The 18,435-nt window shown below is 57.1% G+C and carries 18 protein-coding genes; 13 read left to right on the top strand and 5 right to left on the bottom strand.

The window, feature by feature from the left end; translation table 11 throughout:
* Window positions 1-173 precede the first annotated feature (173 nt).
* The 7 genes from bamA (at window position 174) to J7413_RS07225 (ending at window position 7,085) form a co-directional block, all read left to right on the top strand.
* On the top strand, window positions 174-2,543 hold the full coding sequence (gene bamA / locus J7413_RS07255) for an outer membrane protein assembly factor BamA (protein WP_247743389.1): 2,370 nt from the start codon (window positions 174-176) through the stop codon (window positions 2,541-2,543).
* Window positions 2,544-2,549: 6 nt separating this feature from the next.
* On the top strand, window positions 2,550-3,143 hold the full coding sequence (locus tag J7413_RS07250; protein WP_209097412.1) for an OmpH family outer membrane protein: 594 nt from the start codon (window positions 2,550-2,552) through the stop codon (window positions 3,141-3,143).
* Between the two features lie 117 nt (window positions 3,144-3,260).
* Window positions 3,261-3,725 carry a 3-hydroxyacyl-ACP dehydratase FabZ gene (fabZ, locus tag J7413_RS07245; protein ID WP_209097411.1) on the top strand — a complete coding sequence of 155 codons (465 nt, stop codon included), beginning with the start codon at window positions 3,261-3,263 and terminating at the stop codon, window positions 3,723-3,725.
* Window positions 3,726-3,730: 5 nt separating this feature from the next.
* A complete protein-coding gene (lpxA, locus tag J7413_RS07240) occupies window positions 3,731-4,528 on the top strand; it encodes an acyl-ACP--UDP-N-acetylglucosamine O-acyltransferase (protein ID WP_209097410.1) in 798 nt (265 codons plus the stop codon).
* A 24-nt stretch (window positions 4,529-4,552) separates the two neighbouring features.
* Window positions 4,553-5,353, top strand: a complete 801-nt coding sequence (lpxI, locus tag J7413_RS07235; RefSeq protein WP_209097409.1) for a UDP-2,3-diacylglucosamine diphosphatase LpxI — start codon at window positions 4,553-4,555, stop codon at window positions 5,351-5,353.
* On the top strand, window positions 5,353-6,510 hold the full coding sequence (gene lpxB, locus J7413_RS07230) for a lipid-A-disaccharide synthase (protein ID WP_209097408.1): 1,158 nt from the start codon (window positions 5,353-5,355) through the stop codon (window positions 6,508-6,510). The genes lpxI and lpxB overlap by 1 nt, the downstream gene beginning before the upstream one ends.
* Window positions 6,507-7,085: a cadmium resistance transporter gene (locus J7413_RS07225; protein WP_209097407.1), complete on the top strand. Its 579-nt coding sequence runs from the start codon at window positions 6,507-6,509 to the stop codon at window positions 7,083-7,085. The genes lpxB and J7413_RS07225 overlap by 4 nt, the downstream gene beginning before the upstream one ends.
* Here the strand turns inward: J7413_RS07225 and mnmA are convergent.
* Window positions 7,082-8,227: a tRNA 2-thiouridine(34) synthase MnmA gene (gene mnmA / locus J7413_RS07220; RefSeq protein WP_209097406.1), complete on the bottom strand. Its 1,146-nt coding sequence runs from the start codon at window positions 8,225-8,227 to the stop codon at window positions 7,082-7,084. The two genes, J7413_RS07225 and mnmA, sit on opposite strands and share 4 nt — an antisense overlap.
* 124 nt (window positions 8,228-8,351) lie before the next feature.
* On the opposite strand from mnmA, the gene J7413_RS07215 reads away from it, so the two are divergent.
* The 5 genes from J7413_RS07215 (at window position 8,352) to J7413_RS20650 (ending at window position 14,117) form a co-directional block, all read left to right on the top strand.
* Window positions 8,352-8,630 (top strand): DUF1153 domain-containing protein, encoded by a 279-nt coding sequence (locus J7413_RS07215; protein WP_209097405.1) that lies wholly within the window; start codon window positions 8,352-8,354, stop codon window positions 8,628-8,630.
* Window positions 8,631-8,730: 100 nt separating this feature from the next.
* Window positions 8,731-9,447 carry a response regulator transcription factor CtrA gene (locus J7413_RS07210; protein WP_209097404.1) on the top strand — a complete coding sequence of 239 codons (717 nt, stop codon included), beginning with the start codon at window positions 8,731-8,733 and terminating at the stop codon, window positions 9,445-9,447.
* A 106-nt stretch (window positions 9,448-9,553) separates the two neighbouring features.
* The gene (gene ligA / locus J7413_RS07205; RefSeq protein WP_247743413.1) at window positions 9,554-11,800 is read left to right on the top strand and encodes an NAD-dependent DNA ligase LigA; all 2,247 of its coding nucleotides are present in this window, start codon (window positions 9,554-9,556) and stop codon (window positions 11,798-11,800) included.
* A complete protein-coding gene (gene recG / locus J7413_RS07200; protein ID WP_209097402.1) occupies window positions 11,797-13,887 on the top strand; it encodes an ATP-dependent DNA helicase RecG in 2,091 nt (696 codons plus the stop codon). The genes ligA and recG overlap by 4 nt, the downstream gene beginning before the upstream one ends.
* Window positions 13,888-13,994: 107 nt before the next feature.
* On the top strand, window positions 13,995-14,117 hold the full coding sequence (locus J7413_RS20650; RefSeq protein WP_271308124.1) for a hypothetical protein: 123 nt from the start codon (window positions 13,995-13,997) through the stop codon (window positions 14,115-14,117).
* A gap of 299 nt (window positions 14,118-14,416) precedes the next feature.
* On the opposite strand, the gene J7413_RS07195 is transcribed toward J7413_RS20650, so the two are convergent.
* Window positions 14,417-14,869 carry an iron-sulfur cluster assembly scaffold protein gene (locus J7413_RS07195; protein ID WP_209097401.1) on the bottom strand — a complete coding sequence of 151 codons (453 nt, stop codon included), beginning with the start codon at window positions 14,867-14,869 and terminating at the stop codon, window positions 14,417-14,419.
* Between the two features lie 67 nt (window positions 14,870-14,936).
* Between J7413_RS07195 and hisI the strand changes: the two genes are divergently transcribed.
* Window positions 14,937-15,299: a phosphoribosyl-AMP cyclohydrolase gene (hisI, locus tag J7413_RS07190; RefSeq protein ID WP_209097400.1), complete on the top strand. Its 363-nt coding sequence runs from the start codon at window positions 14,937-14,939 to the stop codon at window positions 15,297-15,299.
* Here the strand turns inward: hisI and gluQRS are convergent.
* The 3 genes from gluQRS to J7413_RS07175 are packed head-to-tail and all read right to left on the bottom strand — an operon-like array spanning window position 15,296 to window position 18,379.
* Complete coding sequence (gluQRS, locus tag J7413_RS07185) at window positions 15,296-16,138, bottom strand: tRNA glutamyl-Q(34) synthetase GluQRS (RefSeq protein ID WP_209097399.1); 843 nt, start codon at window positions 16,136-16,138, stop codon at window positions 15,296-15,298. The two genes, hisI and gluQRS, sit on opposite strands and share 4 nt — an antisense overlap.
* 48 nt (window positions 16,139-16,186) lie before the next feature.
* A complete protein-coding gene (gene trmFO, locus J7413_RS07180; protein WP_209097398.1) occupies window positions 16,187-17,542 on the bottom strand; it encodes a methylenetetrahydrofolate--tRNA-(uracil(54)-C(5))-methyltransferase (FADH(2)-oxidizing) TrmFO in 1,356 nt (451 codons plus the stop codon).
* 51 nt (window positions 17,543-17,593) lie between these two features.
* Window positions 17,594-18,379 carry an enoyl-CoA hydratase gene (locus J7413_RS07175; RefSeq protein WP_209097397.1) on the bottom strand — a complete coding sequence of 262 codons (786 nt, stop codon included), beginning with the start codon at window positions 18,377-18,379 and terminating at the stop codon, window positions 17,594-17,596.
* Window positions 18,380-18,435: the final 56 nt, after the last annotated feature.

The raw sequence follows: 18,435 nt of genomic DNA, 5'->3' as shown, positions 1-18,435 counted from the left end.
GGCGCGATTTCTGCGCGGAGTTACGCTATATCCAGTAGCTGTTCGTGCGGCACCTGCCATCTTTGGTGTGTTGGCAACAAGAAACAGTGGCAAGATTCCTGCTATTGCTGTTTTGACAACGTCGGGTAATCCCGGTACTCACATCGTGTACAGGGATACTTCGGAGTTTGGGAATGACCAAACAAACATGTGCTTTGGTAACAACCAAAGACCGTGACGAGGCGCAGAGCAGGCGTTTTGTGACAGGAATTTATAGCGCAGCCTTTGCTGCGGCGCTCGCGGCTATGGTCGCGATGCCGAGCGTTGGCCATGCACAGAACTATAACTTTGGCTCAATTCGCGTGGACGGAAACCAGCGGATCGAATCCTCTGCGATCACCAACTATGCCGGCCTGCAGACAGGGCAGCCTGTGACAGGTGGCCAGTTGAATGCCGCCTACCAGCGCGTTTTGGAAAGCGGACTGTTTGAGACTGTTGAGCTTGTCCCCAGTGGTAACACGCTGACCATCAAGGTCACGGAATATCCGACGATCAACCGCATCAGCTTTGAAGGCAACCAGCGCCTGAAAGACGATGCGCTTGAGGGCCTGGTTGAATCTGAGCCGCGCCGGGTACTGAACCCCACTGTGGCTGAGCGTGACGCTGCACGCATCACACAAGCCTATGCAGAGTCCGGCCGTTTGGCCGCGCGCGTCACACCGCGTATCATTCGCCGCAGCGACAACCGCGCTGATCTGGTGTTTGAGGTCTTTGAGGGCGGGATCGTAGAGATTGAGCGTATCGGGTTTGTGGGCAACCAGAACTTTGGAGACAGTCGCCTACGCCGGGTTTTGAATACAAAACAAGCCGGCCTGCTGCGGGCGTTCTTTCAGCAAGATACCTTCGTCAACGACCGTATCGAATTTGACAAACAAGTGCTGCGCGACTTCTACCTGTCCCGAGGATATGTCGATTTCCGCACGCTGAGTGTGAACGCTGAGCTCTCCCGTGAGCGAGACAGCTACTTTGTGACCTTCAATGTCGAAGAAGGGCAGCAGTTCAAATTTGGTCAGATTTCTGCCTCTTCCGATATCGAAGGTTTGGACGCGCAGGCCTATTTGGAAACTCTGCGTCTGAAACCTGGCGTGGTATACACGCCGAGCTTGGTTGAGAGCTCGATCGCGCGCATGGAGCGTTTCGCGCTGAAAGAGGGCGAAGATTTCATTCGTGTCGATCCGCGCATCACACGCAATGACCGTGATCTGACACTCGATGTGGATTTTGTCATCACACGCGGACCAAAGATTTTTGTTGAGCGGATCGATATTGAGGGCAACACAACAACCCTCGACAAAGTGATCCGCCAGCAGTTCCGTATTGTGGAAGGCGACCCCTTCAATCCGCGCGAAATTCGAGAGAGTGCCGAACGCATTCGGGCGCTTGGCTTCTTTGCAAATGCTGAGGTCAATGCACGTGAAGGCAGCAGCCCCAGTCAGGTGATTGTGGATGTTGATGTAGAAGAACAGCCCACAGGCTCGCTTTCTCTTGGTGGTACATACTCAACCAATGACGGGATTGGCCTTGCGGTCCGCTTTAGTGAGGCGAACTTCCTTGGGCGTGGACAGAACTTGAACCTGTCGTTCTCGACCTCGTCTGACATTGTAGACTATGGCTTGTCCTTCCAGGAACCTGCGTTTCTTGGGCGGGATTTGAGTGCTGGGTTTAATTTGTCGTATCGCGAGTTTGAGCCAAGTGATGCGCGTTTCAGCAACACCGTTGGTGACTTTACGCCATCGATGGGCTTCCAGCTTGGCGAGTACTCTCGTATGCAGCTGCGGTACTCGTTGATCAATTCGGATATGAGCATCGAGCAAGGCACTGATCTGAATGACACGATCATCAACCAGGAAGCTGCACGCGGTGACATCTGGAAGAGTTCGGTTGGTTATACCTACCGCTATGACACGCGTCGCTCGGGCCTTGATCCGACACGCGGTTTCTTGCTGGAATTCGGTCAGGAGTTTGGCGGCATAGGTGGGGATTACACTTATGTTGAGACGACGGGTCGCGCCGTGGCCGAAGCGTTGGTGTTGAATGAAGAAGTCACGTTGCGGGCAACCTTGCAGGGGGGCGCGCTTTACTCGCCAGACAATGACAGCCGCATTGACGACCGCTTCATCGTGACAGCCCGCAATATTCGCGGTTTTGAGCCTTATGGTATTGGTCCACGTGAACAGGGCACCAGCGGTGGCACGACGTTTGATGATGCTTTGGGCGGCAACTTTTATGCCGTCGCACGCTTTGAGGCGGAGTTCCCGCTTGGCCTGCCAGAGGAACTCGGGATTACGGGTGGTCTGTTTTATGATGTAGGCTCTTTGTGGGGGCTGGATCAGACGTCTCCCAATGTGGTCGGTGAAGATTTCTCGCTGCGCCATGTGATCGGTGCCTCCATTTTCTGGAACACGCCAATTGGGCCGCTGCGCTTTAACTTTACAAAAGCGCTGCAGAAAGAAGAGTTCGACCGAGAGCAGAACTTTGACTTCACCATCAGTGCGCAGTTTTAAGTGCTGATGCGCGGCCTGCTTGCAGGGGTTGCGATCGGGGTGGCGGGGCTCTTGGAAGCGCCCGCCACTTTTGCACAGGAGGTCGCATCGCCGGAGAGCGTCGTGCCTATCGCGGCGGTCCTGACGGTGGACAGTGAGGTGATGTATGCGCAATCCCTATTTGGGTTGCGGGTCAGCCAAGAACTCGCTGCAGAAGAAGCGGTGCTTCTGGCAGAGAACCGACGCATTCAAGCTGAACTCACCGAAGAAGAGCGGGAATTGACTGCTCAGCGCGAGGGTATGGATCCGAAAGCATTTCGCGCCATTGCCGATGCTTTTGACGCTCGTGTGGTACAGATCCGCATCGAGCAAGAGCAGAAATCGCGCAATATTGAGGTGCGCCGAAAGCGTGAAGAGGAAGAGTTTATTCGCGCGGCCAGCCCAATTTTAACCGATCTCATGCGTGAAGCAGAAGCGAGTGTAATAATGGAGCGGCGCGACACGCTGCTGGCTGATCCCTCAATTGATATTACGACCATAGCGATTCAACGTCTCAATCAGAGACTTGGCGATGGCCGCGTGCAAGGCGACAATTCGCAGGATGCCGGTCAGGACAACTGATCGCTTTTCGTGCATTTTGGCCGCGATAACGCATCGCTTCCTCGGGGCGCATGCTTGCCCCTCGCGCCGGGGATTGCTAGGGCTACAACACCAAACAAGACGCAGCAGGAGCGCAAAATGTCTCAAGAGCTTAAGAGTGCCGATATTGATCTGATCCAACGGATCATTCCTCATCGCTACCCGTTTCTGCTGGTGGACAAAGTTGTTGACATTGATGGGTACGCTTCTGCAACCGGCATCAAGAACGTCACCATGAATGAGCCGCATTTTCAGGGACATTTTCCGTCCAAGCCAATCATGCCGGGCGTGACGATTGTGGAAGCAATGGCACAAACCTCTGCTGTGATGGTGGGCGTGGCGCTTGATATGGCTGACAAAGATCTGTTGGTATATTTCATGGGCATCGACAAATGTAAGTTCCGCCGGATGGTGGTGCCCGGCGATGTGCTTGAAATGCGTGTGACCACGACACGGGGCAAGCCTGGTGGCAAGGTCTGGAAGTTTGCTGGCACAGCCACAGTTGACGGTGAAGTGGCGTGTGAAGTTGAATTCACTGCCATGATGGACCTGCCCAAGGAGTAAGTCTCATGGGAGTTTCGGACTCTGCTCAAATTCACGCCTCAGCCGTCATTGAAGCGGGCGCCAGCATCGCGGAGGGCTGCGTTGTTGGCCCGTTTTGCGTTGTGGGGCCACAGGTTGTTCTGCACAAGAATGTTGTGCTCAAAAGCCATGTGGTTGTGACTGGCAACACTGAGATTGGCGCGGAGACAGAGATCTTCAGCTTTTCGGTGATTGGTGAAGTGCCACAAGATCTGAAGTTTGATGGCGAAGCCAGCAAGCTTGTCATCGGTGAGCGCAACCGCATTCGTGAACATGTCACGATGAACACCGGCACAGAAGGCGGTGGCGGTGTGACCCTTGTCGGCAACGACGGGTTGTTTATGGCTGGCTGCCACATTGCGCATGATGCCCAAATCGGTGATCGCGTGATTGTGGTGAATTCAGCGGCTGTGGCCGGGCATTGTATCATTGAGGACGATGTCATTATCGGCGGGCTTTGCGGCATTCATCAGTGGGTACGGATCGGCCGTGGCGCGATCATTGGTGCAGTGTCCATGGTGACCAACGATGTCATTCCATATGGATTGGTGCAGGGGCCACGCGGCGAGCTGGATGGGCTTAACCTTGTAGGCTTGAAGCGGCGCGGCGTTGCGCGCGCGGATATCACCGCGCTGCGGGCTGCGTTTCAGATGCTGGCACAGGGGGAAGGCGCTTTCCTTGAGCGTGCCAAGCGTTTGGGTGAGGATTCCGACAGCGACTATGTGCAGGAAATCGTGGCTTTTGTTCTGGGGGAGACCGACCGGTCCTTCCTGACACCGCGCTAAGCCGTCTTTTCGATTGAGGCTGATATGAGCAAACTGGCGATTCTTTGTGGTGGTGGCAATCTGCCGCCAGCATTGGCAGAGGCGCATCCAGACGCCCATTGCGTGGTGTTTGACGGCGTTGCTCACGCCATGCGTGGCAACGTGCATCAGCATCGGTTCGAAGAAATGGGGGCGCTGTTTGCAGCATTGCATGAAGCAGGTGTCACGAAGTTGGTGATGGCTGGGGCCCTGGGACGTCCTGCGCTGGATCCAACCCGCTTTGATGCCGGTATGATGGCCATTGCGCCGCGCCTATTGCCTGCGCTTCAAGGGGGTGATGATGCCATTTTGCGGCTGATCATTGCGGTCTTCGAAGAGCAGGGATTTGAGGTTGTGGGCGCGCATAGCCTGTTGCCGGGTATCTGTGCTGAGGAGGGGCTGATTGCCGGCCCTGCACCCTCAGATGCCGCGCTATCAGATGCAACACGCGCGGTCTCAATTCTGGATACGCTGTCGCCACTTGACGTCGGGCAGGGCGTGGTTGTCGCGGCTGGCCTGTGCTTGGGCATTGAAACCCTGCAAGGCACCGATGCTTTGCTGCGCTTTGTGGGTGAAACACCGCAGTCGCTGCGGCGTGGAAAAGGCGTTTTTGTGAAAGCGCCCAAGCGGGGGCAGGATCTGCGTGTGGATATGCCAGCTATTGGCCCTGCGACGGTAGACGCCGCGGCAGCAGCTGGTGTTGAGGGCATTGTCGTTGACGCGGGCAAGGTGATGATCATTGACCGTGAAGAAACCCTTGCTGCGCTAGCCCGCAGCGGGCTTTTCCTGATGGGGCGCGTGCTCTGATGAAGGTATTTCTGGTCGCTGGAGAACTGTCGGGCGACCGGTTGGGCGGGGCCTTGATGGAGGGGTTACGCCAGTTGATGCCGGATGTTCAATTCGCCGGGGTGGGTGGCCCATTGATGGGCGCGCAGGGGCTTGAGAGCCTGTTTCCCATGGATGAGCTGAGCGTGATGGGTATCGCAGAGGTGCTGCCGAAGTATCGCCATCTCGTGAAACGGATGCATCAAACCGCAGCGGCAGTTGTTGATTGGCAGCCCGATGTGCTGATCACCATAGACAGCCCTGATTTTTGCCTGCGTGTGGCGCGTGAGGTGAAAGCCAAAAGCGTGATCCGTTGTGTGCATTATGTCGCTCCCTCGGTTTGGGCCTGGCGTCCCAAAAGAGCGCAGAAAATGGCCCGTTCAGTCGATCATGTGCTTGCACTGCTTCCGTTTGAGCCGCCTTACATGGAGGCGGCAGGGCTGCGCTGCGATTTTGTTGGGCATCCGGTTGTGACAGAGCCTGTGGCCAGCACAGAAGAGGTCGCGGCGTTTCGGGCGCAGCATGACATCGGAGATGCGCCGCTGTTGGTTGCTTTGCCGGGGTCGCGGCGGGGCGAAGTTGCGCGGCTGACGCCTGCCTTTGGTGAAGTGGTGGGGCTACTGAAAGCAGAAAAGCCGGATCTGCAGGTGGTGGTGCCAGCGGCGGCGCCGGTGGCAGAGGCTGTGAAAGAAGCGGTCGCGGCATGGCCACATGCCCCGATTGTGCTTGATCCCAACCAGCTGGGGCAGGCGGACGGACTTGCTCAGAAGCGCGCGGCCTTTGCAGCGGCTGATGTGGCTTTGGCCGCTTCTGGCACGGTGTCACTGGAACTGGCCGCCAGCGCGACGCCTATGGTTGTGGCCTACGACATGAGTTGGCTGAGCTGGCAGATCATGAGCCGCATGGCGTTGATAGATACAGTGACGTTGGTCAATCTGGTGTCTGAGACCCGCACCGTTGAGGAATTTTTGGGCCCTGCGTTTCTGCCCAAAGACATCGCGCCTGCGATCTTACGTGTTTTGGAAAATCCCGACGCCCAGAATGCGGCCATGAGCCTGACCATGGAGCGTCTGGGAAAAGGGCAAGAGGCACCGGGGCTGCGCGCCGCGCGGGCGGTTCTGGAAGGCCTGAAGGGATGATCGAGATTGCCACTTTAGCGGTCTCTTCTGCGGTTGCTCATGTGGCGACCAATCTGGACAATCTGATTATTCTGATTGGTTTGATTGCGACGGTTGGCCGGCGTCCTGCAATTTCCGGCTATCTTCTGGCGCAAGTCGCGGTTTTGGCAGCGGCTTTTTTTGTGGCGGAGCGTGTGGACACAGAGTTGCCGATACCTGTGGGATACCTCGGCGTAATTCCAATTGTGTTAGGCCTGTGGTCGCTGTGGCGAGGGGGAGATGACTCCTCAACAGAGACACAATCGCCAACAGTAAAACCGCAGGTGTTTGCATTGACCCTGCTGTTTTTGAGCCTGTCGTTTGACACATTTGCAGTGTTTGCGCCGCTTTTAGCGGATTCGCGCGCCGCCTTTTCCGCACCTGTACTCTTGGGGGCGGCTGTGTCAGCGATGGCGCTCGCTTTGGCTGGCGCCCTGATCGGGCAATTTGCACCTAGTCGCGTGGCGCAGGTGGCCCGATTGGAGCGGTTTGCGCCTTACGTTATGATCGCAATCGGGCTCTACGTTGTGCTGAACACCGCGACCGACGCGGTTTAGTAGCCACGCCAGATCCAGCCACCGCCAAAGATACGTGAGCTGTCGGTGTCATAGAACACACAGGCCTGACCGGGAGACACACCTTCTTCTGGGGTGAGCAATTCTACCTCAGCTGTGGTCGGACCGGTGGGACGAATAATCGCTTCGCGTGGCGGACGGGTCGAGCGCACTTTGACCGCCAGATGCCATTCAGCACGTGACTCAAACGGTTCATCCCCTAGCCAGTTGATTTCACGCACAGGCACGATGCGGGTTGAGAGCATATGCTTGGGCCCAACAACCACCTGCTTCTTGTCTACGTCCAGCTTCACCACATAGAGCGGCTCGCTCAGTCCGCCGATGCCAAGCCCTCGGCGCTGGCCAATGGTGTAGTGAATCACACCGTTGTGCGTGCCCCGCACCTTGCCTTCGTGATCCACAATCTCTCCAGCATCTGCGGCACCTGGACGTAGTTTTTCAATCACGCTGGCATAGTCGCCATTTGGCACGAAGCAGATATCCTGACTGTCAGGCTTGTCTGCCACCGACAGCCCATATTCAGCAGCTAGGGCCCGTGTTGCGTCTTTGTTGGGCAAATGACCCAGCGGGAACCGAAGGTAGTCCAGCTGCTCTGGAGTGGTCGAAAACAGGAAGTAGCTTTGATCGCGGCGGGCATCAGCCGCGGAGTGTAGCTCCGGCCCGTTGTCTCCGACTTTGCGCTGAATGTAGTGGCCCGTGGCCATGCAATCCGCATCGAGATCCTTTGCGGTTTCCAGAAGATCCTTGAACTTCACACGTTCATTGCACCGAATGCAGGGCACGGGGGTGGCGCCGCTCAGGTAGCTGTCTGCGAACTCATCAATCACCGCGTCCTGGAAAATGTTCTCATAATCCAAGACATAGTGCGGGAAGCCTTTTTCCTCTGCCACGCGGCGGGCATCGTGAATATCGATTCCCGCACAACACGCGCCTTTTTTGGCCAAAGCGGCGCCATGGTCGTATAGTTGCAAGGTCACACCCACAACATCATAGCCTTCGTCAGCCAACTGTGCGGCCACAACGGAGCTGTCGACACCGCCAGACATGGCCACGACCACACGGGTCTCAGAAGGGGGCTTCGCAAAGCCCAAGGAATTAAGGGGGGTGTCGCTGTCAAGCGCCATGGTGAGTCTCTCTTATCAGAAGTCGTCGAGAATATAGGAAAATCTTAGATACTCTCAAGGGGCGCTTTAGGGCGTCGTTAAGTCCCTTCGTCGAAAATTTTCCTCATTCGAGGAGACGGACGAAATGTTTTTGAAAAAAGTTGAAGGGCCAAGGTGCGTTACCCTGTCAGATGGGCAGGTGATGACCCGCGCGGATTTGCCGTCTGCCAACACCAAGCGGTGGGTGGCATCACGCAAGGCTGCGGTTGTGCGCGGTGTGGCCTATGGATTGATCACCAAACGCGAAGCGCTTGAAACATATAAAATAAGCGATGACGAATTCAACGAATGGGTGACCGCTGTGTCAACCCATGGTCAAGAGGCTTTGAAAGCAACTGCGATACAAAGATTTCGGCACAACTGATTTTGAATCTTAACCTTTCTAAACTGGTAACGGGTCGTTAACCTTTAATCATTAAGGTTAATGTTAACGCTGAAACCCTCCCAGTTGTAAGGAAGTCAAAATGAGAGTGCTGCTGGTCGAAGACGATCCTACTACATCCAAAAGCATCGAAATGATGCTGACACATGCCAATTTGAATGTTTATGCCACCGATCTCGGTGAAGAAGGCATCGATTTGGCGAAGTTGTATGACTACGATTTGATTCTGTTGGATCTCGGTCTGCCGGACATGCCCGGTCACGAAGTGCTGCGCCAGCTGCGCACGTCGCGCATTGATACGCCGATCCTTATCCTTTCTGGTGCCGATGACACCGAGAGCAAGCTGAAAGGCTTTGGCTATGGTGCGGATGACTACCTGACCAAACCGTTCCATCGCGAAGAACTGGTCGCGCGCATTCACGCGATTATCCGTCGTTCGAAAGGTCACAGTCAGTCTGTGATCAAAACTGGCCGTATCTCTGTGAACCTTGATGCCAAAACCGTTGAAGTCGAAGGCAAAACCGTTCACCTGACCGGCAAAGAATATCAAATGCTGGAGCTGTTGAGCCTGCGCAAGGGCACAACCCTGACCAAAGAGATGTTCCTGAACCACCTCTATGGTGGCATGGATGAGCCAGAGCTCAAAATCATCGACGTGTTTATCTGTAAGCTGCGCAAAAAACTGAGCGAAGCAACAGATGGCGATAACTATATCGAAACAGTCTGGGGCCGTGGATACGTGTTGCGCGATCCTGAGCCGGTATCGGCAACTGACGATCCGGTGGCGATGCGCGCCTGATAAGCGCCGGGATCTGCTGGACGTCACCGCGTCTCAGCCCTATCACTTGGGAGGGTATGATAGGGAGACGCACGTGGCCAAAGAGATCGCCATTGCAGAATTGACTATGGAGCAGGCGCGCGAGGAACTCGGGCGCCTTTCCGCGTTGCTGGGTCAAGCGAATCGCGACTACCACGGCGCGGACGCGCCGACGCTTTCAGATGCGGACTATGACCGTCTGAAACGTCGCAACCAAGAGATTGAGGCGCGATTCCCTGATCTGAAGCGCGCAGACAGCCCAACCGAACAGGTCGGGGCAGCGCCAGCTGAGGGATTTGGTAAAATCGCTCATGCGGTACCAATGCTCAGCCTTGGCAATGCGTTTGAAGATCAGGATGTAGAGGATTTTGTCGACCGTATCCGCAAATATCTGGGGCAGGGCACGGGTGCGCTTGCTTTCACTGCGGAACCCAAAATTGATGGCCTGAGCCTGTCATTACGTTACGAAAATGGCAAATTGGTCCACGCTGCGACACGTGGGGACGGTACTACCGGCGAAAATGTTACCGAAAACGCCAAAACCATCGCCGATATCCCACATAACATCGCGGATGCGCCGGAGGTTCTAGAGGTGCGCGGCGAAGTCTACATGAGCCACGCGGACTTTGCGGCCCTGAATGCCCGCATAGCGGCGGAAAACGAAACACGCGCCGAGGCTGGAAAACGTGCGTTGACCGTGTTTGCGAACCCGCGCAATGCGGCTGCGGGCAGTTTGCGCCAGCTGGATCCATCCGTCACACGCGCGCGCCCGTTGAAGTTCTTTGCCTACGCCTGGGGAGAGCTTTCTGAGCCGCTGGCAGACACCCAGATGGAGGCCATTAAACGGCTTCAGTCCTTTGGGTTTGTGATCAATGATCTGACCGCACTTTGCGCCAATGCCGATCAGATGATCGCGCAGTATCGCAAGATCGAAGAGGGCCGTGCGGGTCTCGGTTATGACATCGATGGCGTGGTTTACAAAGTGGACGAATTGGCCTTGCAGGCGCGTCTTGGCTTCCGCTCAACCACACCGCGTTGGGCCGTGGCGCATAAATTCCCAGCCGAACTGGCCTGGACCTGGCTTGAGGCGATCGACATTCAGGTGGGGCGCACCGGTGCTTTGAGCCCCGTGGCGCGGCTGGCGCCCGTGACCGTGGGTGGCGTGGTGGTTTCTAACGCGACGCTGCACAACGAAGACTACATCGTTGGACGGGACAGCAAAGGGGCTGAGATCCGTGGCGGTAAGGACATCCGTGAAGGTGACTGGGTGCAGGTTTACCGCGCGGGGGATGTGATCCCAAAAGTTGCGGATGTGGACCTGAGCAAGCGCAAAGGGGATGCTGCGCCTTATGCCTTCCCGAAAAGCTGTCCGGTGTGTGGCTCGCTCGCGGTGCGTGAGGAAGGCGATGCGGTGCGCTATTGCACTGGTGGGATGATTTGTGCCGCGCAAGCTATTGAAAAATTGCGTCATTTTGTGGCTCGCAAAGCCTTTGATATCGAAGGTCTGGGCGCGAAGCAGATCGAGATGTTCTTTGACGATCCGGATCTGCCGATCCGTGAACCGGCTCAGATTTTCACGTTGGAACGCCGGGATGCGGGCAATCTGAATAAGCTGAAAAACCGCAAAGGCTGGGGCGACCAGAGCGCTGCCAATCTGTTTGCGGCCATCAACGATAAGCGCAAGATCGCCTTTGCGCGGGCGCTGTTCAGCCTTGGCATTCGCCATGTTGGCGAGAGCGCAGCCAAAGATCTCGCACTGCATTTCATGACCTGGGAAAAGCTCGTGCATGCCGCTGAAGCGTCTCGGCCTGCGGCGCTGGCGCATCGTGCGGCGGATCAGGCGGAAGAGGCTGAACGGATCGCGGCGCAGCGCGAGGGGCGTCGGGCACGCGTCAAGGAAAGCCGGGATGCGGTGATCGCAGAATGCAAAGTGCCCGCTGGCGCGAAGGCGGTCTGGGCTGATCTGACCGGGATTGATGGCATTGGTGCTGCTGTGGGGCTATCTCTCACGGATGCTTTTGCCAACGCCGAAGAACGCGCCGCGATTGATCGTTTGATGGCGGAGCTTGAGATTGTGCCGCCTGAAGCACCGTCGCAGGAAAGCCCTGTGGCGGGTAAAACCGTAGTTTTCACCGGCTCGCTTGAGAAAATGACTCGTGCAGAAGCCAAAGCGCGCGCCGAAAGCTTGGGTGCGAAAGTGTCTGGCTCTGTCTCCAAGAAAACCGATCTTTTGGTTGCCGGACCAGGGGCGGGTAGCAAGGCTGCCAAGGCGCAGGAATTGGGAATTGAAACCATCGACGAGGATGGTTGGCTAGCGATGATTGAGGGCCTATGAGCGGACGGCCCGAAAGCCTGTTTCCGCTTTTTGCGGATGTGACAAAACTGGACGGTGTTGGGCCAAAAACGGCGCAGCATCTGGAACAGATTGATGTCACCAAGCCACGGGATCTGTTGTTTCAGTTGCCCTATGCCGGGATTGATCGCGCACAGAGGCTTTCTGTGACTGAGGCGGAGCTGCCGGGGGTGGTCACTGTGCAGGTCTTGGTGGGGGCGCACCGACCGCCGCGCACCAAAGGCGGGGCTTATCGCATCACGGTACAGGACGCGATGACCTCGTTTCAGATCGTGTTCTTTCATGCGCGCACGGATTATCTGCAGAAAATTTTGCCTGAGGGCGCGCGCCGCGTGGTGTCTGGCAAGGTTGAACTGTTTGATGGCGTCGCGCAGATGGTGCACCCAGAGTATGTGGTCGCGCCCAACGAGGTTGACGAAATCCCGGCGTTTGAGCCTGTTTATCCGCTGACCCATGGCGTGTCGCAGAAAACCATGGTGAAAGCGGTGCGATCTGCGCTGTCCAAAGCGCCGGATTTTGCGGAGTGGATTGATCCGTCACAGAAAGATCAGGCGAAATGGCCTTCCTGGTCTGAAGCCATGGATCTGGTGCATCATCCCAAAGAGATGGCGCAGGTCGCGCCCAATCATCCAGCTAGAGAGCGGCTGGCTTATGATGAATTTCTGGCGCATCAGATTACGCTGGCCTTGGCGCGCAGTCAGTTGCAGCGGGCCAAAGGGGTGATTTCACAGCAAACAACAGTGTTGCAGGCGAAGGTGCGCGCGGCGCTGCCCTATAAGCCAACGGGCGCGCAGGATCGGGCGATTGCGGCGATTGCACGCGACATGGCCGACGCGAGCCGTATGAACCGCTTGCTACAAGGCGATGTGGGAGCAGGCAAAACGCTGGTGGCCTTCATGGCGCTGCTGATCGCGGTAGAGGCTGGTGGGCAGGGCGTAATGATGGCCCCAACAGAGATTTTGGCCCGCCAGCATATGGCCGGCTTGAAGCCACTGGCGGAGAGCGCCGGCGTCGTGCTGGAAGTGCTGACCGGACGGGACAAAGGCAAAGAGCGCAAGGCCAAGCTTGAGGCGCTGGCATGTGGGGATATTCACATTCTGGTGGGCACCCATGCGGTGTTCCAGCAAGATGTGCATTTTCAGGACTTGCGGCTGGCCATCATTGACGAACAGCACCGCTTCGGCGTGCGTCAGCGTTTGGAGCTGGGCAAAAAGGGCGCTGGCGCGGATGTGTTGGTGATGACCGCTACCCCCATCCCGCGCAGTCTGGCTCTGGCACAATATGGCGACATGGACGTGTCCATTTTGGATGAGAAACCACCGGGGCGGCAGCCAATCACCACTGCGCTGGTATCTACCGCCCGCATGGATGAGGTGGTGGGGCACCTGCAAAAGGCCGTGTCTGAGGGCAAGCAGGCCTATTGGGTCTGTCCACTCGTCGAAGAGAGCGAACGGGTGGATTACACCGCAGCGGATGTGCGTTTCAAAGCGCTGCGGGCAGCGCTTGGAGAGGGCGTTGTTGGGCTGGTACATGGGCAAATGCCGCCTGAAGAGAAAGACGCGGCCATGGCGGCGTTTCAGGCTGGTGAAACGCAGGTGCTTGTCGCAACCACGGTGATTGAGGTTGGCGTGGATGTGCCCAATGCCACGATCATGGTGATAGAGCGTGCTGAGGCCTTTGGTCTGGCGCAGCTGCATCAGCTGCGTGGGCGGGTCGGGCGCGGCTCTCAGGCCTCGACCTGTCTGCTGATGTATCAGGCCCCACTGACTGAAAGCGGGGAGAAACGCCTGAAGGTGCTGCGCGAGAGCGAGGACGGCTTTGTCATTGCGGAAACTGATCTGCAAATGCGTGGCGCGGGGGATCTGATTGGCACGGCCCAATCCGGTTTGCCGCGGTTCCGCATTGCAGATGTGGAGAGTCAGGCGAGCCTGATGGCGGTTGCGCAAAGTGATGCCCGCAAGCTGTTGCACGATGACCCGACGCTGGAAACAGAACGTGGGCAGGCAGCGCGTGTTCTTCTTTGGCTCATGGAACAGGATCAGGCAATCCGTTTGATTTCAGTGGGTTAATCGGAAAATTCCACAAATGTTCTCTTTTGTTCTCAAAAAGTTCTTTACTCGAATCGTGGTGTGTGAGAACAAATAGGCAACAAAGTTGAGGGAGAAGGAGAGATCCAATGATGCAGCAAATCAAATCGGTGGTGCGCAACTCAGGTGACACGCTGTTGCAGGATGCTGTTGGTGGGGTCGCTCTGGTGATCATGCTGGTGCTTGCGCTGCATGTGCCCGGCTTTGTGTGAACTGTTCGATTTTTGTCTTTCTGTGCCACTGAGACGGGATGCGTCTCATCTTATTGCCTGCGGGCTTCACGCTGAGCCATCTACGCATCTGTCCCCCTTTGATGCGTTTTGACTGAAACTGCCTGTTCCAAGTCCTCTTGGGGATCTGCCTCCCCCATGTAGATGGCTCAGGTCCCACGTGAACACGTTTGGCCTCGCCGCCGCCTTCTTTGGAAGTGCGGCGGTTTTTTCCGTTGTGCGATGCAATTTAGGCTCTGGCCAGAGGCGTGATGCAGCCGCGCGTGAGGGCGTTAAGGGCCTTAAGCGCAGTTCACCTGTTCTGCGGCTTCAAAGGCTTCGGCAGTGGCTTCAAGCGCGAGCAGGATAGAGGCATGCCTGTTTTTGTAGTCTCGGGCAGGACGTAAGACTTCGAGACCGTCAAAGGGGGCGGCCGGTGTGGGTCCATCCTGCTTTAGCATCTCTTTGAGCGCATCGCGCGCGCCTTCAATTTCAACACGACTTCTGCCAATCACATTGGCCCCGACCACCGAAGCGGCAGCCTGACCAAGGGCGCAAGCTTTCACGTCCTGACCAAAGGCACTTATCACACCGTCAGTGACCGTGACATCGACGGTGACAGTGGAGCCACACAGTGGGGAGCGTTTTTTGACGGTGGCGTCTGGCTCCGGCAGGCGATCCGTGTGCGGAATGGAGGCTGCCAATTGCAGGATCTGGCCAGAGTAAAGCTTGATCAGGTCGGTTTCGCCGGACATCGCTGTTTCCTTTGCTGCGTCATTCCTAGATAGAGAGGAAAACACGGTATGCAAAGGGGACGAAGGTATGGAATTTGACCCAAATTCGCTGACCTACAACGAAGCTGGTCTGATCCCGGCAATTGCGCAGGATAGCGAGACTGGCGAAGTGCTGATGATGGCCTGGATGAATGTGGAAGCGGTCCAGAAAACGCTTGAGACCAAGCGGGTAACCTATTGGAGTCGCTCGCGTCAGTCATTTTGGATCAAAGGCGAAACTTCGGGCCATACGCAGGAGCTTGTCGATTTCCGCTATGACTGCGATCAAGACTGTATCTTGGTGTTGATCAAGCAAGTTGGCGCAGCGTGTCACACCAATCGCCGTACATGCTTTTACACGGCGGTGCGCGATGGTCAGAATGTGGAGCTGATGGCGCCGATGGCCGACTAAAGACCGACCATCGCGCGGATGTCTGCCGGGCTGGCGCCATCTGCGCGGTATTTGGCGATGGCGCGGGCGTCATCCCGTTTGGCAAGGCGCTTGCCTGTGGCGTCGCGGATCAGATCGTGGTGGTGATAGCTCGGTGTCGGCAGCTTGAGCAACGCCTGAAGAAGTGCGTGGATTGCCGTGGCCTCAAAAAGGTCAGCGCCGCGGATGATGTGGGTGACATCGGTTGCCGCGTCATCAAGGACCACCGAGAGGTGGTAGGAAGCGGCCATATTGCGGCGCGCAAGCACCACATCCCCCACGTGGGTGATCAGCCTTTGCGCAACCAGCTGATGCGTGCCTGTGTGCAGCGGACCTTGTTCTTCATAAGCGACAGGAAGGGCCAATGCGCAGGCCTTTTCCATATCAAGCCGCGTGCAAGTAGCGTCTTGCGGGGCGTGATGGGCGTGGCGGCAAGTGCCCGGATAGATCCGCCCATCCGGGCCGAACTCCGGCACACCTTCCTGTGGTGCGTTGGCGGCGGCTTCAATGTCACGCCGCGTGCAGATGCATTCGTAAGTCAGCCCCATGTCGCGCAATTGGCTCAGCGCCAGATCGTAGTCGGAAAAATGCTCAGACTGTTTGCGCACGGGTCCATCCCAAGTGATCCCAAGCCAGTGCAGATCTTCATAGATTTGCTCTTCCCACGCTGGACGGGCGCGGGACTGGTCCAGATCATCAATGCGTAGCAGAAATTTCCCACCTGCGGCGCGCGCTGTGTCATGCGCAAGCAGCGCAGAATAGGCATGGCCCAGATGTAGAGGGCCGGTGGGGGATGGCGCAAAGCGCGTGATGAATGTCACGTTGAGGAACCGCTTTTTTGGTTTTGCGCCACCCTAGGATGATGAGATTTAGGCGTCTACCGTTGCCTGCGCATCGAGCCAAGCCTGCCAGTCGGCTTTGGCGCGGTCGGTATAGGCTTTGTAGCGGTCTTTGCGGCCGCGGCGGCCCCCTTTGAGGCCATCCACCGGCTGGAACAGGCCGAAGTTCACGTTCATCGGCTGGAAGGTTTTTGCCTCCGCGCCGCCGGTGATGTGATGCACAAGCGCACCCATTGCGGTGTTCAGCGGTGCGGTTGGGAGCGGTGCGCCGAGGATTTCAGCGGCGGCAAGGCGGCCCGCGAGCAGACCCATAGCTGCGCTTTCCACATAGCCCTCAACCCCCGTGACCTGTCCGGCAAAACGAATGTTGGGGCGCGATTTCAGGCGCATCTGATCGTCCAGAAGGGTGGGCGAGTTGATGAAAGTGTTGCGGTGAATGCCACCAAGGCGTGCAAAGGAGGCGTTCTCCAGGCCGGGGATCATTTTGAACACATCGGTCTGCGCGCCGTATTTCATCTTGGTTTGGAAGCCGACGATATTATAGAGCGTTCCCAAAGCGTTATCACGGCGAAGTTGAACCACCGCATAGGGCTTATCATCCGGCTTGTGGATGTTGGTCAGCCCTACCGGTTTCATAGGGCCAAAGCGCAGGGTCTCGCGACCACGCTCGGCCATCACCTCGATCGGCAGGCAGCCGTCAAAGTAGCCAGCAGTTTCGCCTTCGTGGAATTCGGTTTTGTCTGCCGCCAGCAGCGCGTCGATGAAGGCCTCATATTGATCCTTCGTCATCGGGCAGTTGAGGTAAGCTTTGCGCTCTTCTTCGGTCTCGCCTTTGTCATAGCGTGATTGAAGCCAGGCCACATCCATGTCGATGCTCTCGGCATAGACAATCGGGGCGATGGCATCAAAGAACGCCAGACGGTCCGCGCCGGTTTCAGCCTGAATGGCCGCGCCAAGCGACGTGGAAGTCAGCGGACCGGTGGCGATGATCCAGTGGCCATCGCTGGGCAGTTCGGTGATTTCGCCGTATTCAACCGTGACATTGGGGTGCGCCATCAGCGCCTCTGTCACAGACACGGCAAATGGATCACGGTCCACCGCCAGTGCGCCACCGGCAGGCAGGCGGTGCTCATCCGCCTTGGACATGATCAAGCCGTTGGCCGCGCGCATTTCCCAATGCAGGAGCCCCACAGCGTTTTGCTCATCATCGTCAGAGCGGAAGGAGTTGGAGCAGACCATCTCCGCCAGATGCCCGGTGCGATGGGCAAAGGTTTCCACCTTTGGGCGCATTTCGTGGATCACCACCTGAACGCCCATGTTCGCCGCTTGCCACGCAGCTTCTGCACCGGCCATGCCGCCGCCAATGATATGCAATGTCTGTGTCATGGGGGCGGACATAGGCGACGGCGCGCTCTTTGGGAAGGGGTAAGGGGTGCTCTATTGCTCCCATTTGGGTGTTTCTTTGTTGAGGAATGCGTTGATCCCCGCTTCGGTTTCCTGCCAAAGCATGTTTTGCACCATCACATCGCCAGTATAGTCGTAGGCCTCAGCGAGTGGCATCTGAAGCTGCTCATAGAAAGCCTGTTTGCCAATTTTCACAGCGACACCAAGTTTGGTAGCGACGGTTTGGGCAAGCTCTTCAGTGGCAGACGCCAATTGGTCCGGTGGCACAACACGATTGACCAGCCCGAGGGTTTCAGCGCGTGTGGCGTCTATAAACTGGCCAGTGGTGAGCATTTCAAAGGCTTGTTTGCGCGGAATATTGCGGCTGAGCGCTACCATGGGGGTGGAGCAAAACAGGCCGATGTTGACGCCGTTGACGCCAAAGCGTGTGCCTTCGGCCGCCACCGCCATATCGCAGCTTGCCACAAGCTGGCAGCCTGCGGCGGTGGCAATGCCGTGAACTTGGGCGATGACTGGTTGAGGCAGGCGTTGGATGGTCTGCATCATTGTGGCGCAGCGGGTGAAGAGGTCTTTGAAATAGGCTTTGCCGCCATCATGTGATTGTCGCCCGGCGGTCATTTGCTTTAGATCGTGACCGGCGCAAAAGGCTTTGCCGCTGCCGGCAAGAACAACCGCACGGATGCTGCGGTCTTCTGCCAGCACCTCAAACTGATCCTGCAATGCGGCGAGCATTTCATCAGACAGAGCGTTGAGTCGGCTTGGTGCATTCATCCTTAAATGCGCCACCGCGTTTGTGTCGTGACGTTCCAGAATTGTCATCTTGCCCTCCCTGACGTTTGCGGCAACGGTAACGCCAGAGGGCAGGGAGGAAAAGC

The organism is Shimia sp. R10_1, from assembly GCF_017744095.1.
In the GTDB taxonomy this organism is placed as follows: domain Bacteria; phylum Pseudomonadota; class Alphaproteobacteria; order Rhodobacterales; family Rhodobacteraceae; genus Shimia.
Note: the sequence above shows the minus strand (reverse complement) of the source record. Positions and strands in the feature narration are given on the sequence as shown.

Coding starts and splice junctions, on each gene's coding strand:
- bamA (WP_247743389.1), top strand. CDS start 174: ATGACCAAACAAACATGTGCTTTGGTAACAACCAAAGACCGTGACGAG.
- J7413_RS07250 (WP_209097412.1), top strand. CDS start 2,550: ATGCGCGGCCTGCTTGCAGGGGTTGCGATCGGGGTGGCGGGGCTCTTG.
- fabZ (WP_209097411.1), top strand. CDS start 3,261: ATGTCTCAAGAGCTTAAGAGTGCCGATATTGATCTGATCCAACGGATC.
- lpxA (WP_209097410.1), top strand. CDS start 3,731: ATGGGAGTTTCGGACTCTGCTCAAATTCACGCCTCAGCCGTCATTGAA.
- lpxI (WP_209097409.1), top strand. CDS start 4,553: ATGAGCAAACTGGCGATTCTTTGTGGTGGTGGCAATCTGCCGCCAGCA.
- lpxB (WP_209097408.1), top strand. CDS start 5,353: ATGAAGGTATTTCTGGTCGCTGGAGAACTGTCGGGCGACCGGTTGGGC.
- J7413_RS07225 (WP_209097407.1), top strand. CDS start 6,507: ATGATCGAGATTGCCACTTTAGCGGTCTCTTCTGCGGTTGCTCATGTG.
- mnmA (WP_209097406.1), bottom strand. CDS start 8,227: ATGGCGCTTGACAGCGACACCCCCCTTAATTCCTTGGGCTTTGCGAAG.
- J7413_RS07215 (WP_209097405.1), top strand. CDS start 8,352: ATGTTTTTGAAAAAAGTTGAAGGGCCAAGGTGCGTTACCCTGTCAGAT.
- J7413_RS07210 (WP_209097404.1), top strand. CDS start 8,731: ATGAGAGTGCTGCTGGTCGAAGACGATCCTACTACATCCAAAAGCATC.
- ligA (WP_247743413.1), top strand. CDS start 9,554: ATGGAGCAGGCGCGCGAGGAACTCGGGCGCCTTTCCGCGTTGCTGGGT.
- recG (WP_209097402.1), top strand. CDS start 11,797: ATGAGCGGACGGCCCGAAAGCCTGTTTCCGCTTTTTGCGGATGTGACA.
- J7413_RS20650 (WP_271308124.1), top strand. CDS start 13,995: ATGATGCAGCAAATCAAATCGGTGGTGCGCAACTCAGGTGACACGCTG.
- J7413_RS07195 (WP_209097401.1), bottom strand. CDS start 14,869: ATGTCCGGCGAAACCGACCTGATCAAGCTTTACTCTGGCCAGATCCTG.
- hisI (WP_209097400.1), top strand. CDS start 14,937: ATGGAATTTGACCCAAATTCGCTGACCTACAACGAAGCTGGTCTGATC.
- trmFO (WP_209097398.1), bottom strand. CDS start 17,542: ATGACACAGACATTGCATATCATTGGCGGCGGCATGGCCGGTGCAGAA.
- J7413_RS07175 (WP_209097397.1), bottom strand. CDS start 18,379: ATGACAATTCTGGAACGTCACGACACAAACGCGGTGGCGCATTTAAGG.